This window comes from Bacillus cereus group sp. MYBK5-2 (assembly GCF_051915685.1).
In the GTDB taxonomy this organism is placed as follows: domain Bacteria; phylum Bacillota; class Bacilli; order Bacillales; family Bacillaceae_G; genus Bacillus_A; species Bacillus_A cereus.
In genome coordinates, this window is the sequence record NZ_JBQAFE010000024.1 from 1 (window position 1) to 15,726 (window position 15,726).

The window sequence follows — 15,726 nt, forward strand, 5'->3', positions numbered from 1 at the left end:
AAAGTTAGTTTGTCTAGCATCTAAAATAAAAATTGACGTTTCACGTTGTTTGTTTCGTTCAGTTTTCAAAGAACTACTTGGTCGCTCATTTGCGACTTCCTTATGTTAACACTTTCGTTAATTGATGTCAACTAAGTTTTTTATTTCGTTTGTCGCTTTCGACGTTAATGTCATCGGCGACTTGTTCTATATTACACCTCTAAGCTCCAATCGTCAATATGTTTTTATAAAAAATATAAAAAGGCTTATTTCTTTTAAAATAAGCCTTTTTATCACATATCATTCTATTCATTTATTATTTTTCTATAATTGGTAACGAGACGATAAATTGAATAGTGCCATCCCTATATTCCGCTCGAATACTACCACCTTGTAACTCAACAATACTTTTCGCAATCGCTAAACCGAGTCCCGAGCCTTCCGTTACTCTACTTCGAGATTGATCCTTCTTATAGAAACGTTCAAACAAATTCGCTAACTCTTCTCTTGTAAACTCTTCACTATGATTCGCAATTACAATTTGTATATCCCTACGCTGCCTTTGAAGAGAAACTTTTATCTCTCCATCATCTTTACTATACTTAATTGCATTCATTAGTAAATTATCAAATACACGAACCATCTTTTCCGAATCAATCGATGCATAAGCACGTTCCTCAGGAAACTTCTTAACAAACGTAAGTCCATGCTCTTCCGCTTGCGGTACTAGCTCTTCTATTAATTGCTCAAGCAACTCATTTACACATACTTCTTGTTTTTCTAATACAACTTGTTCATTTGTTAACTTCGTATACTCAAATAAATCTTCTATTAAATTTTTTAACTGCTCCGACTTTGCAAAAGCAATTCTCGTATACTCATCGTGTTGTTCTTTATTTTCATATTTAGAATCTCGAAGTAATCGTAAGTAACCCATAATAGAAGTAAGTGGTGTACGCAAATCATGCGATACATTTGTGATAAGCTCATTCTTTTGCTTTTCTAATTTACGTTCCTTTTCTATATTATTCATAAGCTCTTCTGCCATATTATTAATATTCTCAGTTAAAGCTGCAATCTCATCTTCACCTTTTTTCTCAATGCGGTAGGCTAAGTTACCTCTTTCTATTTCCTTTACGCCTTGTGCCATCGCTTCAATCTGCTTCATCTTTCTCTTTGTTATATAGAAGAAAGAGAAAATGAATACAAGTACACCAATTAAAAACGGGAATGGTCCTTCTTGCGTGTCATATATTACCTCTCCCTCTGGAATTCCGCTAACAAACATGTACAAATTCTTTCCTTCAATAGTAATAGGTGAAAAAGATATAAACTCTTTTCTTGTACTTTCAAATACATTTCTACCATCTGTATAATTAATCGCGAATGATGCTGCATTACGAATCGTATTATGCAAATCGATTTGCTCTTCTTGCGCTTGCTTTGTTTTATATAAAACTTTACCACTTTCATCAGTAACCAATATCTTCAAAGCTCTAGACCCTTGCTCTAAATTTTGGTTCTCCATTTCGATCATATTTGATATAGCTTCTAATTTATTTTCATGAACCGAACTATTTGCCGCTCCTTGAGCTTGGTGATTAATTTGTTCCATACCAGCCCGATAATCGATAGTTGCTTGACGATTCGCATTCTCAAAAAACGGCGCTGCTGCCTTCGCTGACAAAACTCCTAATAACGCACAAGCAGCAAAAGTAGTAATCAATTGAATCCTTATACTCTTTCGTACGCTCTTTACTAATTTCTCAAATAATTCTCTTATTTTCCTTATATAAGTAAACGGATTAAATATCTTTTTCAATCTTATACCCCACTCCCCATACTGTTTTTATATATCTAGGTTTCCTTGGATTCTCCTCAATCTTTTCACGTACTTTTCGAATATGCACCATTACAGTATTATCAGACTGGAAAGATCGTTCGTTCCACACCTTTTCATAAATTTGCTCCGCACTAAACACCATACCTGGATTTCTAGCTAGCAGTTCTAAAATTGAAAATTCCCTCGGAGTTAGTTTCACTTCTTCTCCCTCTACAATAACTTTATGGGTCGAGATGTTGATTTTCATCTCCCCAATTTCTAACTCGTCCTCATTTTGAATAGCGAAACCATTCATTTTCATATAACGGCGTAACTGAGATTTAATTCGTGCAATTAACTCTAACGGATTAAACGGCTTCGTTACATAATCATCTGCTCCTGTTGTTAATCCTAAAATCTTATCCATATCTTGCGTTTTGGCAGAAAGCATAATAATAGGCATTTCTTTCGCTTCCCTTACCTTCATACACATATGAATACCATCCACTTTCGGCATCATAATATCTAATACGACTAGATGTACTTCATTTTCTTCCAGTAGACGTAATCCTTCTTCTCCGTCTCCTGCTTGTAATACTTTATATCCTTCATTCTTTAAATAGATTGTAATTAAATTCCGAATTTCTTTTTCATCATCTACGACAAGTATTGTTTCGTGTGCCACAATATCTCCCCCATCACTTTTTTAATCCCTAACTTCTATTATAGGAAAACTTCTGAAGAAAAACGCTCGGAAATCCTTAAGATTTTCTGAAGACGCAAAAAAGGTCTAGACTCCCCTTAAGTCTAGACCTTTAAAAAACCCCTTTTATTTACGAACGTAGATGAAATATAGTACGAATAAAACTCCCATAACATACATAATCGGATGAACCTCTTTACGACGACCACTCACAACCATTGTAATTGGATAGAAGATAAATCCAATCGCAATCCCAGTTGCGATACTATACGTAAGTGGCATAGAGATAATTGTAAAGAATGCTGGCACTGCAATCTCGAATTTCTTCCAATCAATTTCCCCTAAAGAAGAAACCATCAAGATTCCTACAATAATTAAAGCTGGTGCCGTTACAGCTGGCGTTACAACACTTAGTAATGGCGAGAAGAATAGTGCCAGTAAGAAGAATCCTGCTGTTACAACTGCTGTAAATCCAGAACGTCCTCCCGCTGCTACCCCTGCAGACGATTCAATGTAAGACGTTGTTGTTGATGTACCAAGAATCGCACCAATTACAGTTGCAATCGCATCTGCAAATAACGCTTTTCCTGCACGTGGTAATTTATTGTTCTTCATTAATCCTGCTTGATTCGCAACCGCTACAAGCGTACCTGCTGTATCAAAGAAATCGATAAAGAAGAACGTTATAATAACAATCCCCATTTGAACTGTAAAAATATCTCCGAAGTGCGTTAACGCCACACCGAACGTTGGTTCTAGACTCGGTATTGCTCCTACTACAGCTTTCGGAGTATCAATTAATCCTGTTGCCACTCCTAAGATCGCTGTAAGAATCATACCGTAAAATACTGCACCATTAACTTTCTTAATCATGAAGATAATTGTCGTAACAACCCCGAAGATTGCTAGTAACGTTGTACCCTTTGTTAAGTCCCCCAACCCAACAAGAACAGCATCATTTTTCACGATAATTCCGGCATTTTGGAATCCAAGAAATGCAATGAACAATCCGATACCTGCTGCTACTGCAAACTTTAACTCCGATGGAATTGCATTAATGATTTTTTCACGAATACCTGAAGCAGTAAGAATAATAAAGATAATACCTGACATTAATGTTCCGGCAATGGCCGTTTGCCACGGAATACCCATCGTTAACACTGCTGTATAAGCAAAGAACGCGTTAATTCCCATACCTGGCGCTAAAGCAATTGGATACTTCGCGAAAATACCCATAATTAACGAACCGATTGCTGCCGCTAATGCCGTAGCAACAAATACTGCACCTGGATCCATCCCTGTACCTGCTGGTAACCCTTTAACATTTCCAAGCGACAGCGTAGCAGGATTGACAAATAGTACGTAAGCCATAGATAGAAATGTCGTTAACCCTGCTATGAACTCAGTCTTATAATTCGTACCGAGCTCATCAAACTGAAAATAGCGTTTCATCCTACGTTTCCCCCGTTATATGATTACTCGCCGTATTTCACCCTAGCCCTCTTTTATCCCGAGAAATAAAAAAGGCTTCCATTGCATATATACATGGAAGCGTTCTATAAATAAAGATAAGATTCCCCTCACCTTTATAAAAACGCCTCGTAGTCAAGCCATTTACGGTAGCTAGGTAGAAACTTTCGGGCCATATCCCCGATATTATACGACGGCATAATATTCACTTTTCGTTTGAATTACATAATCATATTAACTCGACGAAGTAGTTTTGTCAATTTAAAAACGAACATTTTTATAAAATTTTATATTTTCGTTCGTATTAATACCAAAATAAAAAAGATCCATCTATGCATAAGCAATAGATGGACCTTTTTATAAATACTATTCCCACTCAATAGTTGCTGGTGGCTTACTCGTTACATCATACACGATACGGTTAACGTGTTTTACTTCGTTTACGATACGTACAGAGATTTTCTCTAATACGTCCCAAGGGATACGTGCCCAGTCAGCTGTCATACCGTCGATAGATGTTACCGCACGGATACCTACTGTGTAATCGTAAGTACGCTCGTCACCCATAACACCTACGCTACGCATACCAGGAAGCGCAGTGAAGTATTGCCAGATTTCACGGTCTAAGCCCGCTTTAATAATTTCTTCACGTAAAATCGCATCAGATTCACGAACGATTTCTAATTTCTCTTCTGTGATTTCACCTAATACACGAATACCAAGACCCGGTCCTGGGAATGGTTGACGCCATACGATTTCATCAGGAATTCCTAATTCAGATCCTAATACACGTACTTCGTCTTTAAATAACGTGTTTAAAGGCTCAATTAATTTGAACTGCATGTCTTCTGGAAGACCACCAACGTTATGGTGAGATTTAATTGTTTGTGCAGTTGCTGTACCACTCTCAACGATATCTGTGTAAAGTGTACCTTGCGCTAGGAAGTCCATACCTTGTAATTTAGATGCTTCATCATCGAATACGTAAATGAATTCGTTACCGATAATTTTACGTTTTTGTTCTGGATCTTCTACACCTTTTAACTTGTCCATGAAGCGGTCTTTTGCATCCACTTTAATAACGTTCATATGGAAGCCTTCACTAAATGTTTTCATAACGCCTTCCGCTTCGCCTTTACGAAGTAAACCGTGATCAACGAAAATACATGTTAATTGGTCGCCGATTGCTTTATGGATTAATACTGCTACAACAGAAGAGTCTACACCACCGCTAAGTGCGCATAGTACTTTTTTGTCTCCAACAGTTTCACGGATCTTTTCTAATTCTACTTCGATAAAGTTCTCCATGTTCCATCCTTCAGAACAACCACATACGCCGAATACGAAGTTTTTAATTAAATCGTTACCGTGCTCAGAGTGACGTACTTCTGGGTGGAATTGTACACCGTATAAGTTTTTCGCTTCATTGCTCATACCAGCAATTGGGCAAGACTCACTTGTTGCGTCTACTACGAATCCTTCAGGTAAACCAGTTACTAAGTCACCATGACTCATCCATACAACTTGCTCTTCTGGAAGGTTCGCATATAATTTTGATTCGTTCTCTACTTTAAGAACAGCTTTTCCGTACTCACGGTGATTTGCACGCTCTACTTTACCACCGAAGTGTTGCGTCATAAGCTGCATACCGTAACAAATACCGAAGATTGGTAAACCTAGTTCAAAGATTTTTTCATCACAATGTAATGCACCTTCACCGTATACACTATTTGGTCCACCAGAGAAAATAATCCCTTTTGGATTCATTGCTTTAATTTCTTCTGCAGTAATTGTATGTGGATGAAGTTCACTGTATACACCGAACTCACGAATTCGACGTGCTATTAACTGATTGTATTGACTTCCAAAATCTAAAACGATAATTGTATCGTGTTGTTTCTTCAAAATAATCACCCCAACGTTAGTTCTCGTATATAAATATTTTCACCAATTTGGCGAAAAGCATTACCAATATAATAAAAAAAGCCAGTCCTCCGCCTCTAGTCTCATAACAAAGAAAAGGCAGGGGTCTGGCTTTATAAAGAAAGATAGTCTCCGCTCTTTATAAATATAAGACACACTGCCTTCATAGTCAGGTTGTTTACGGTAACCCGGTAGAGACTCTCAAACCATATCATTGAGGATATATGAAGGATCGTTTTATATTATCTTCCTAGATTCTAACAATGAAGTATCAATATGGTCAAGAGAGAAAGCGACAAAATTCTACAGAAATTCATTTCCTTTTCTAAAAAACATAAAAAAACATCCATTTCTATATAGAAATGGATGTTTTTTAGGACAAACGGAATTACATCATTCCGCCCATACCGCCCATGCCCATGCCGCCCATGTCAGGCATTGCTGGTGCATTTGGTTCTGGCTTGTCAGCAACTACAGCTTCAGTTGTTAAGAACATAGCTGCAACAGATGCTGCGTTTTGAAGTGCAGAACGAGTTACTTTAGCTGGATCTACGATACCAGACTCAAGCATGTTAACCCATTCGCCAGTAGCTGCGTTGAAACCAACGCCTACTTTTTCGCCTTTTAGACGCTCTACAACTACAGATCCTTCTAGACCAGCGTTGATTGCGATTTGACGAACTGGCTCTTCTAGTGCGCGAAGTACGATGTTGATACCTGTTGCTTCGTCGCCTTCAGCTACGATAGAAGCTACTTTTGTGTATACGTTCATAAGTGAAGTACCACCACCTGCAACGATACCTTCTTCTACTGCTGCACGAGTTGAGTTAAGTGCATCTTCAATGCGAAGTTTGCGCTCTTTTAACTCAGTTTCAGTTGCTGCACCTACTTTAATTACTGCTACGCCACCTGCTAGTTTAGCAAGACGCTCTTGTAATTTTTCACGATCGAATTCAGAAGTTGTTTCTTCTAATTGCGCACGGATTTGACCGATGCGAGCTTCGATTTGTTCTGTGCTTCCTACACCTTCAACTACAGTTGTGTTTTCTTTTGTAACAACAACTTTACCAGCGCGTCCTAAAGATTCAACTGTAGCAGATTTTAAGTCACGACCTAATTCTTCAGTGATTACTTCGCCACCTGTTAAGATTGCGATATCTTCTAGCATTGCTTTACGACGGTCACCAAATCCAGGAGCTTTAACAGCTACTACGTTGAATGTACCACGAAGTTTGTTCACTACTAATGTAGCTAAAGCTTCGCCTTCAACATCTTCAGCAATGATAAGAAGTGGTTTACCTTGTTGTACCACTTGCTCTAATACTGGTAAGATTTCTTGAATGTTAGAAATCTTTTTGTCAGTGATTAAGATGTATGGGTTATCAAGAACTGCTTCCATTTTGTCAGAATCAGTAATCATGTAAGGAGATGCATATCCACGATCAAATTGCATACCTTCTACTACGTCTAATTCTGTTGTGAATCCTTTAGACTCTTCTAAAGTAATAACGCCGTCGTTACCAACGCGCTCCATTGCTTCAGCGATTAATTGACCTACTTCTTCGTCAGCTGCAGAAATAGCAGCTACTTGTGCGATAGAAGATTTGCCTTCGATTGGTTTAGAAATCGTTTTTAATTCTTCAATTGCAGCAGTAACAGCTTTTTCGATACCTTTACGAAGACCCATTGGGTTAGCACCAGCTGTTACGTTTTTAAGACCTTCACGAATCATAGCTTGCGCTAATACAGTTGCAGTCGTTGTTCCGTCACCAGCTACGTCATTTGTTTTGCTAGCAACTTCTGCTACTAATTTCGCACCCATGTTTTCGAATGCATCTTCTAATTCGATTTCTTTTGCGATTGTTACACCGTCATTTGTAATAAGTGGTGAACCAAATTTTTTCTCAAGTACAACGTTACGACCTTTTGGTCCAAGTGTTACTTTTACTGCGTTTGCAAGAGTGTCGACACCGCGAAGCATCGAACGACGTGCTTCTTCACTAAATTTAATATCTTTTGCCATAATAATTGACCCCCTTGGATTTTTTAAGATTTATATAATTAACCGATAACTGCTAAAATGTCACTTTCACGTAAAATCAAGTAGTCTGTACCTTCATATTTCACTTCAGTACCTGCATATTTTGAGAAGATGATAAGATCACCTGCTGCTACCTCTAAAGCAACACGCTCACCATTCTCAAGCACTCGACCAGTACCTACTGCAACTACTTTACCCTCTTGTGGTTTTTCTTTTGCAGTATCTGGTAATACGATACCACTTGCTGTTTTTTCTTCTGCTTGAACAAGCTCAATTACAACGCGATCACCTAATGGCTTTAGCATGAACAATAACCTCCTCATTTTGTTATGTAAATTTCTTTTATTAGCACTCAAGTCATCCGAGTGCTAACACACTTATAATAATAAATAATCTCAATTTCTTTTGCAAGTAAAAAAATCATAATTTTTTCGCAAATCACTATATAAACTTTCTATATAGAATACTGCCTTTACTATATGAATCGTTGTTTCCACTGCTCGTATGTTACAATATGAAAGGACACCCTAAGTTGTTTTCGCTACACACACAACTTTCTCCTGTCTTCTATTATAATTTCAAATAAGGATTTACGAAAAAAACATAATTCAAGTGAGGTTTATATCGTAGGTAGCATATTTACATGTTATCCTAACTTATCTCATACACTATAGTTAGAAAGGATGGTTAAACCATTTGAAGAAACAATACTGGTGGATTATCGTTACATACATTTTAATGCAGTTATCTGGCGTTGTTGGATTGCCACTTCTCCTAAAAACAGGACTCTATGATAATAGAGGATTTACCATTGAGGAAAAAGGACAAATCATAACGGGACACTGGGCAATTATTAGCTTCTTTGTTGCATTATGTATCGTACTTTGGTTACTTAGAACAGATATTCGTAACAGGCATTTAGATCCAAAGCGCTCTTCTGTTCCAGCTACTATTGGATGGATTTTCATCGGGTTCTTCTTAGCAATCATCTCACAATCCATTGCAGGTATGATTGAAATGTATGTATTTGGGGTTCCACGTGGATCTGAGAATACAGACAGACTGATGGACATCGCAAGAACGATACCTTGGTTCCTTATTGTTGTATCTATAATTGGACCTATCTTAGAAGAAATCGTATTTAGAAAAATTCTATTCGGCACGCTTTATAAGAAGTTTAACTTCTTTATCGCAGCTATCATTAGTTCGCTTGTATTCGCAACAATTCATTTTGATTTTACTCACTTATTGGTATACACTGCTATGGGGCTCGTATTCGCCTTCTTATATGTGAAGACGAAACGTATTATCGTTCCGATTGCAGCTCATGTTGCGATGAATACATTAGTCGCTATTGGGCAAATTTTTATGAGCAATGAACAAATTCAAGAAATGATTAAAGAAGCTGAAAAAATGCAAGGCTTTATCGGAGGATTTTTTGTATGAGAAACTCACCATTGTTCATGGCTGCACTATACTTCCTTCTTGGATGTATCTTTACACGCTTCGCCATTACGAACGTGACAGATACAATCTGGAATATGTGGACAATACTATTTGCAGTTATGGCAACAATTGATTTTAATTTGGCACTTCGCCTTATATTAGTTAAATTCACAAAGAAGAAACAATAATAAAACGCAGAGGTCGCTTCCTCTGCGTTTTATTGTGGATAGTTTTTCAAAAAGTAAACTAATGTTTGTAACTCTACAGCTAAGTCAATATGATGAATTCTAATATTCTCTGATACGTTTAATCGCGCTGGTGTGAAATTCAAAATACCGTGCACGCTTGTTTCAGCTAATCTATCTGCTACAGCTTGTGCTACTGTAGCCGGTACTGTTAATATTGCCACTTGTATATCATTTGATAATCTCTCTTCTAATTCATCTAAATGATATACAGGAATGCCCCCGATTTCTGTTCCAACTTTCTCTTCACTAACATCAAATGCCATTTCAATTTTTGTATTATTGTTTTTCGTGAAATTATAATGTAAGAAAGCGGTCCCTAAATTACCTACTCCAATAAGTGCTACACGTGTTATATCATCTTGATCAAGTGTTTCGCGGAAAAATGATAATAAATAATTTACGTTATATCCATATCCCTTTTTCCCTAACGCTCCAAAATACGAAAAATCTCTTCGTATTGTTGCGGAATCTACTTTTACTGCCTCACTCAATTCGGCCGATGAAACACGCTGCTTACCAGAAAGAGATAAGTTTTGGATAAATCGATAGTATAGAGGCAATCTTTTAGCAGTGGCTTGTGGAATCTTTTGCTGATCCATATGACCTCTCCTCTCTTCCTATCTTTATTCATATACTTTAATCAAATACAGAAGTTTAGCACTCATTAAATTCCTTGTATAATAAAGAGAAGAAGTATTCTCTCTTTATTTTAAACTATACACTATTTTTAGTATGATTGAGAAATATAAACATGGCAAAGTTAAGAAATTATTTGAGGTGAAAACATTGATTTTATTACAAGTAAACGCGCTTTCGAAATTATACGGTGCAGAAACGATTCTTGCAAACATAAAATTGGAAGTACAAACAAAAGATCGTATCGCATTAGTTGGAAGGAATGGAGCAGGAAAATCTACATTATTAAAAATTATCGCTGGTGAATTATCTCATGATGGTGGCGAAATTATAAAACCGAAAGATGTCTCAATCGGATATTTAGCTCAAAATACTGGACTAGAAACGTCTTTAACAATTTGGGATGAAATGCTAACCGTCTTTACCCACTTACAGCAAATGGAGACAAAACTTCGAAGGCTTGAGCAAGAAATGGGAAAAGAAGAAAACTTTTCAAACGAAGCTACATATGAAAGATTGTTAGCTGATTATGACCAACTACAACTCAATTATAAAGATCAAGGTGGATATCAATATGAAGCGGATATTCGCTCCATTTTAAGCGGCCTTGGCTTCCCAGTTGAAACGCACCAGACGACGATCTCTACTTTAAGCGGCGGGCAAAAAACAAGATTAGCTCTCGGGAAATTATTATTAACAAAACCAGACTTACTTATTTTGGACGAGCCTACAAACCATTTAGACATCGAAACATTAACATGGCTTGAGCAATATTTGCAAGGTTATCCTGGCGCAATATTAATCGTCTCACATGACCGTTATTTCTTAGACAAACTCGTTACACAAGTATATGAAATTTCGAATAAAGAAAGCAGACGATTTGTTGGTAACTACAGTAAATATTTAGACTTAAAATCAGCATTATATGAGCAAGAAATGAAACGTTACGAAAAACAACAAGATGAAATCGCAAAACTTGAGGACTTCGTTCAAAAGAATATAGCTCGCGCTTCTACAACGAAACGTGCTCAAAGTCGCCGTAAACAACTAGACAGAATGGAATTATTAACGAGACCATTAGGGGATTCTAAGTCAGCATCATTCCACTTCGATATTGAAAAACAAAGTGGAAATGATGTTTTACAAGTAAATGATGCAACCATCGGCTATGATGGAAACCCTATAATTGAACATGTAACTATGCGCTTAACTCGCGGAGATAGTGTTGCTTTAGTTGGTCCAAACGGAATTGGGAAATCCACATTGTTAAAATCCATTGTGAATAAGTTACCACTATTAAATGGTGATGTTTCTTTCGGATCAAATGTATCTGTTGGTTATTATGATCAAGAACAAGCAAACTTAACATCTTCTAAACGGGTTTTAAATGAACTATGGGATGAATATCCACTGCAACCGGAAAAAGAAATCCGTACTATACTTGGGAATTTTTTATTCACAGGAGATGATGTACTGAAACCAGTATCTTCCCTTAGTGGTGGACAAAAAGCTCGATTAGCTCTTGCAAAACTTATGATGCAAAAGTCAAATTTGTTAATTCTAGATGAGCCTACGAACCACCTTGATTTAAATAGTAAAGAGATTTTGGAGAATGCTTTAATTGATTACCCAGGGACTCTTCTATTCGTCTCACATGACCGCTACTTTATTAACCGTGTAACAACGACTGTGGTTGAGTTATCAACAGAAGGTGCACAGGAATATTTAGGGGATTACGATTACTACGTTGAAAAGAAAAATGAAATGATTGAACGTGCAGAACTTGAACAGCAAGAAAGTGACGTTCCTGTTCAAAAGGTGGTTGCACAAGAGAAATTAAATTATTTAGAAGAAAAAGAGCGTAAAAAACTAGAGCGTCAACGCACTAGAAAAATTGAAGAGCTAGAACAAAGTATAGTGGAATTAGAAGAAGAAATTGCTACGTTAGAAGATCAACTTTGCTTACCAGAAATATATGCAGATTATGAAAAAGCTAGTGAAATTACAACTAAAAAGCAAACGCTACAAGAACAACTTGAAACTTGTATGGCAGAATGGGAAGAGCTGCATGTATAAGCATATTTAAATAAGGAAGATGTCTCATAAGTCAGGATTTTTGACTATGTGACATCTTTTTTTAGTACTTAAACAATTTTTTGAATATATCTATCGTAACTTAGAATATACTAACGATTTTTTAAATATATCTATTGTAACCCTATATATATTAACAATTCGACACGAAATATCGTTTTAACGACAAAGATTGACAAGATTAGCATCTTCTATAATGGGGAGATGTTTCAAAATGTTTTTCGGGGATATCTTCTTGCTTTTTATTTCCCGAAAAAGAACAAATTCAAAGGTCTGACATCAACCTATTTATCCACAAGTTTATACACATATCCACCTTTATAAAATAAACATCAAAATAACTTTTCCACATTATCCACAATCAGCAAAAAAGTTATCAACATTTTATATACACAATAAAACCCACATTATCAACAGATAATATGGGTTTTATCCACAACCTGTGGTTAATTATGTGTATAACTATGCTTCAATATCTAATCCTGGATTTGCATTTAAGGCTAATGTTGCACGCTTACCTTGTTCATAAGCAATTGTCCCTGCCGCTGCAATCATCGCTGCATTATCTGTGCATAAAGATAGCGGCGGAATAATTAATTCAATGTTTTCTTTTTGTGCAAATTCCTCTTCTAATCGCGCACGAAGTCCTTTATTAGCAGCTACTCCACCAGCAAGAAGTAATTGCTTTACATTATAAGCTTCTGCTGCACGAGCTGCTTTCGTTACAAGTACATCTATTACACTTTCTTGGAAACTTGCCGCTAAATCTTCTGGTGCAATTTCTATACCGCGCTGTTTTGCGTTATGCACAGTGTTGATAACTGCTGATTTCAATCCACTAAAGCTAAAATCATACGAATCCGGTTCTAGCCATGCACGAGGCAAATCAATTGTCGGTTCTCCTTCATGTGCAAGGCGATCAATATGAGGACCACCTGGATATGGCATAGATAACGTACGAGCTACTTTATCATATGCTTCTCCAGCTGCATCGTCTCGTGTTTCACCAATTACTTCGAATGAACCATGTTCTTTCATATAAACAAGTTCTGTATGCCCACCAGATACAACAAGTGATAATAACGGGAATTGAACTTCTTTTACTAAACGGTTCGCATAAATATGACCAGCAATATGATGAACACCGACTAACGGAATATCATGTGCAAACGCTACTGCCTTCGCTGCATTTACTCCAATTAGAAGTGCTCCTACTAAACCAGGACCTTCTGTTACAGCAATTGCATCAATATCATCGAATGTGATGTTTGCTTCCTTTAAAGCTTCTTCTAACACAACTGTAATTTCTTCTACATGATGACGGGATGCAATCTCTGGTACAACGCCGCCAAAACGTTTATGACTTTCAATTTGTGATGCAACGACATTCGCAATAATTTCCGTTCCATTTTTAACAACTGCTACTGCTGTTTCATCACAACTTGTTTCAATACCAAGTATAATCGTATTTTTTTCCATTATATATTCACCCACATTACGAGACCATCTTCCTGATTGTCTGCATAGTATCGTTTACGAATCCCACCATTTTGAAATCCGTATTTTCTGTATAACTGCTTTGCTACTTCATTTGATACACGTACTTCAAGTGTCATTGTTTTTACCCCTAGTTCTTTCGCTTCAGAAATAACTGCTTTCAATAGGGCATCTCCTAACTTTTGACCTCGGTATTCTGGCAAAATAGCTATATTTGTTATATGTGATTCATCAATAATTATCCACAATCCACAATACCCGACTACACGACCATCTTTTTCTAACACAATATAATGTGCATGTTCATTCATCGTTAATTCACGGTGAAAGGCATCTGCAGTCCAAGGAGTTGAAAAAGACGCTTCTTCAATAGCTACAATTTGAGCAATATCATCAAGCTCCATCTTTCTAAATATCATATCCATCTTCTGCAAGCTCCTACTTGTTTTGACTTTCTAACCACTTTGTTTCAGCTTCAGCTAAACGAAGATAGCTTGGAACAAACGTATGCACATCTTGTTCTTCTTTTTGTAATCCTAAGAATGCTAGCTCACTTGGTCTTGGGTTATTTTTAGTAAATGGAGCGAATACAGCTTGATCACCTAAATGTTCTATAATTGTTTCTTTATGCAATTTAACATCGTTACCGATAAATAAAACAGGCTGTCCTTTATCTTTTAACATTTGCAACCAGTCTACAATAAGAATAATTCGATCTTCTTCTATTGAAGTTAACTGCTCTCCTTCATATGTATATAACCCAGTATAAATTTGCCCACGTCTTCCATCAAATAAAGGACAAATTAACCCGTTAAAGTTAGCACCGTTTGCAGCTACTACCTCTAAACTTGATACACCTACAATTGGTATTTGAAGTGACCAAGCTAATGTTTTCGCCGCTGTCACACCTATACGAACACCTGTATAGGATCCAGGTCCAGCAGCTACAACGATTTTAGTTAATTCCTTCGGTTTTACACCGCATTCTTTTAACAGTTTCTCTACAGCTGGCATAAGACGTACAGAATGGTTTTTTGTTAAATTTGTAATGATTTCCCCAATTACGTTTTCTTCCTCAATAAGGGATACACCCATTACGTAATTTGAAGTATCAATTGCTAGTACTTTCATCTTGTAATAGCTCCTCACATAATCTAATATAGCGATCTCCAATTGGCTCAAGTATAATTTTTCTTGTGTCATCTCCAGCATGGAATAAACTAATTTGTAACTTTTCATTCGGTAAATATGCTTCTATTAAATGAGCCCATTCTACTACCGTAATTCCTTCACCGTAGAAATATTCATCAAAGCCTAAGTCCTCTTCACTTTCTGCTAAGCGATACACGTCCATATGATATAGCGGTAATCTTCCTTTATATTCTTTAATGATATTAAAGGTAGGACTATTTACAACTCTTTTCACTCCAAGACCTTTTGCTAGTCCCTTTGTAAAAGTCGTCTTACCAGCTCCAAGATCTCCTTCTAAAATAATTACGTCTTGTGCCTCTACGAGCTCACCTAGTTTTTCTGATAACCTTTGTGTTTCCTCAGAAGATTTTGTTGTTACTTCATATTTACTCACAGACTTCACCTACTTTACTCACAATGTTCTCTGCTCTTTATTATACAGGTTTTGAATATATAAAAAAGTCCTTAGGAGTTGTCCTAAGGATAGTTTGACTGTCTTTATTAGTTTTTTGTTAAAACAAATAAAAAAATACGAAACAACTTGTTTCGTTCTTTTCTTTATATGAAATGGCGGTCCCGACCGGGGTCGAACCGGCGATCTCCTGCGTGACAGGCAGGCATGTTAACCACTACACCACGGGACCATTTGGTTGCGGGGACAGGATTTGAACCTGCG

14 protein-coding genes, 1 tRNA gene and 2 riboswitches are annotated in these 15,726 nt (G+C 36.9%); of the genes, 3 read left to right on the plus strand and 12 right to left on the minus strand.

The genetic code is table 11. The features are described 5' to 3' along the window. Positions 1-295: 295 nt before the first annotated feature. From ampS to groES, 6 genes are all read right to left on the minus strand, one after another. Positions 296-1,801, minus strand: coding sequence for an aminopeptidase AmpS (gene ampS, locus ACTFP3_RS29790; protein WP_000719205.1), 1,506 nt, complete (start codon positions 1,799-1,801; stop codon positions 296-298). Further along, a complete protein-coding gene (locus ACTFP3_RS29795; RefSeq protein ID WP_000929885.1) occupies positions 1,785-2,486 on the minus strand; it encodes a response regulator transcription factor in 702 nt (233 codons plus the stop codon). The genes ampS and ACTFP3_RS29795 overlap by 17 nt, the downstream gene beginning before the upstream one ends. Before the next feature lie 144 nt (positions 2,487-2,630). Continuing rightward, complete coding sequence (locus tag ACTFP3_RS29800) at positions 2,631-3,956, minus strand: NCS2 family permease (RefSeq protein ID WP_000833096.1); 1,326 nt, start codon at positions 3,954-3,956, stop codon at positions 2,631-2,633. Between the two features lie 130 nt (positions 3,957-4,086). After that, a riboswitch (purine riboswitch) is annotated at positions 4,087-4,188 on the minus strand. Between the two features lie 152 nt (positions 4,189-4,340). Next, positions 4,341-5,879: a glutamine-hydrolyzing GMP synthase gene (gene guaA / locus ACTFP3_RS29805; RefSeq protein ID WP_000743905.1), complete on the minus strand. Its 1,539-nt coding sequence runs from the start codon at positions 5,877-5,879 to the stop codon at positions 4,341-4,343. Positions 5,880-6,043: 164 nt separating this feature from the next. After that, positions 6,044-6,145, minus strand: a riboswitch (purine riboswitch). A 140-nt stretch (positions 6,146-6,285) separates the two neighbouring features. Beyond that, positions 6,286-7,920, minus strand: a complete 1,635-nt coding sequence (groL, locus tag ACTFP3_RS29810) for a chaperonin GroEL (RefSeq protein ID WP_001029993.1) — start codon at positions 7,918-7,920, stop codon at positions 6,286-6,288. A gap of 38 nt (positions 7,921-7,958) precedes the next feature. Continuing rightward, the gene (groES, locus tag ACTFP3_RS29815) at positions 7,959-8,243 is read right to left on the minus strand and encodes a co-chaperone GroES (RefSeq protein ID WP_000917311.1); all 285 of its coding nucleotides are present in this window, start codon (positions 8,241-8,243) and stop codon (positions 7,959-7,961) included. Positions 8,244-8,634: 391 nt separating this feature from the next. Here groES and ACTFP3_RS29820 point away from each other — a divergent pair, with 391 nt between their 5' ends. Both ACTFP3_RS29820 and ACTFP3_RS29825 read left to right on the plus strand, forming a co-directional pair. Then, positions 8,635-9,384: a lysostaphin resistance A-like protein gene (locus ACTFP3_RS29820; RefSeq protein WP_440012066.1), complete on the plus strand. Its 750-nt coding sequence runs from the start codon at positions 8,635-8,637 to the stop codon at positions 9,382-9,384. Next, complete coding sequence (locus ACTFP3_RS29825; RefSeq protein ID WP_001246201.1) at positions 9,381-9,572, plus strand: YdiK family protein; 192 nt, start codon at positions 9,381-9,383, stop codon at positions 9,570-9,572. The genes ACTFP3_RS29820 and ACTFP3_RS29825 overlap by 4 nt, the downstream gene beginning before the upstream one ends. Before the next feature lie 29 nt (positions 9,573-9,601). Here ACTFP3_RS29825 and ACTFP3_RS29830 read toward each other — a convergent pair whose 3' ends face one another. Continuing rightward, on the minus strand, positions 9,602-10,231 hold the full coding sequence (locus tag ACTFP3_RS29830) for a redox-sensing transcriptional repressor Rex (RefSeq protein WP_000372699.1): 630 nt from the start codon (positions 10,229-10,231) through the stop codon (positions 9,602-9,604). A 187-nt stretch (positions 10,232-10,418) separates the two neighbouring features. On the opposite strand from ACTFP3_RS29830, the gene ACTFP3_RS29835 reads away from it, so the two are divergent. Then, on the plus strand, positions 10,419-12,344 hold the full coding sequence (locus ACTFP3_RS29835; protein WP_000602149.1) for an ABC-F family ATP-binding cassette domain-containing protein: 1,926 nt from the start codon (positions 10,419-10,421) through the stop codon (positions 12,342-12,344). A gap of 480 nt (positions 12,345-12,824) precedes the next feature. Here ACTFP3_RS29835 and tsaD read toward each other — a convergent pair whose 3' ends face one another. The 5 genes from tsaD to ACTFP3_RS29860 all read right to left on the minus strand — a co-directional run bounded on the left by tsaD (position 12,825) and on the right by ACTFP3_RS29860 (position 15,694). Then, positions 12,825-13,841, minus strand: a complete 1,017-nt coding sequence (gene tsaD / locus ACTFP3_RS29840) for a tRNA (adenosine(37)-N6)-threonylcarbamoyltransferase complex transferase subunit TsaD (RefSeq protein ID WP_000414585.1) — start codon at positions 13,839-13,841, stop codon at positions 12,825-12,827. After that, positions 13,841-14,284, minus strand: a complete 444-nt coding sequence (gene rimI, locus ACTFP3_RS29845; protein ID WP_000367190.1) for a ribosomal protein S18-alanine N-acetyltransferase — start codon at positions 14,282-14,284, stop codon at positions 13,841-13,843. Before rimI ends, tsaD begins: the two co-directional genes overlap by 1 nt. A 13-nt stretch (positions 14,285-14,297) precedes the next feature. Continuing rightward, complete coding sequence (tsaB, locus tag ACTFP3_RS29850; RefSeq protein ID WP_000865740.1) at positions 14,298-14,990, minus strand: tRNA (adenosine(37)-N6)-threonylcarbamoyltransferase complex dimerization subunit type 1 TsaB; 693 nt, start codon at positions 14,988-14,990, stop codon at positions 14,298-14,300. Further along, complete coding sequence (gene tsaE, locus ACTFP3_RS29855) at positions 14,971-15,444, minus strand: tRNA (adenosine(37)-N6)-threonylcarbamoyltransferase complex ATPase subunit type 1 TsaE (RefSeq protein WP_000049642.1); 474 nt, start codon at positions 15,442-15,444, stop codon at positions 14,971-14,973. Before tsaE ends, tsaB begins: the two co-directional genes overlap by 20 nt. A gap of 174 nt (positions 15,445-15,618) precedes the next feature. Next, positions 15,619-15,694 (minus strand) — tRNA-Asp (locus ACTFP3_RS29860). Between the last annotated feature and the right edge of the window lie 32 nt (positions 15,695-15,726).